Origin of the sequence: Aquipuribacter hungaricus, from assembly GCF_037860755.1 — a bacterium.
In the GTDB taxonomy this organism is placed as follows: Bacteria; Actinomycetota; Actinomycetes; order Actinomycetales; family JBBAYJ01; genus Aquipuribacter; species Aquipuribacter hungaricus.
Genome location: NZ_JBBEOI010000490.1, coordinates 1 through 767, shown reverse-complemented (window position 1 = coordinate 767; position 767 = coordinate 1). Strand labels below are relative to the sequence as shown.

Annotated in this window: 1 pseudogene; it reads right to left on the bottom strand. The window is 80.8% G+C overall.

The window, feature by feature from the left end:
* Positions 1-767: pseudogene (locus WCS02_RS20810) on the bottom strand (hypothetical protein); the annotation flags it as partial.

The following is a 767-nucleotide window of genomic DNA, read 5'->3' as shown; positions in this document are numbered from 1 at the left end:
CTCCTCCGCGCGCACGAGCCGGGGCACGTGGCGGCGCAGGCCGTCGCGGACCGTCGCCGCGCCGTGGGCGGCGGTGTCGGCCTCCCGGCCCGCCTGCTCGGCGACGGCGAGGGCCGCCCTCAGGTCCTCGAGGCGCTCGGCGGCCCGCTCGTGCAGGGCCGCGACGGGGGGCAGGAGCGCCGTGGCGTCGAGGTCAGCCGCAGGGTCGAGGGGGTCGAGGGGGTCGAGGGCGTCGCCCGCGTCGAGCCCGCCCACCGCGGCGAGCAGGTGACGGACCTTCTCCTCGGCGGTGTGCAGCGCGGTGTCGTGCCGCGTCACCTCGCGGCGTGCGGCGGCGACCCAGGTGGCGCTGCGGGCGGCGACGAGCGCCTCGGCGACGGATGGCCAGCCGGCCTCGTCCGCGCAGGCCGCGACGGCCTCCCCCGCCCGCGCTGCCTCGGCACCGGCCGCGAGGAGCGCGACGAGCGCCGACGCCGCCGCGCCGAGGAGCACCACGTGCTCGTCGGCGGCGGCGAGCCGGGCGCGCCACACCTCGCCCGGGGTCCGGGTGAGCAGGTCGTCGTCGAGCGCCTCGACCAGGTGCTCGTGCGACCGGGCGGTCCTTGTCTCGCCGGCATCCACCGCGGCCGCGGCCACGGCCTGCTCGTGCTCGGCGCGGACGACGACGTCCCCGGCCCTCGCCTGCTCGGCCTGCAGGCCCGCCAGCTCGGCGCCGGTGGCCTCGGCCAGGCCGACGGCGGCCGGGGCGAGCGCCAGCCGGTCGACGC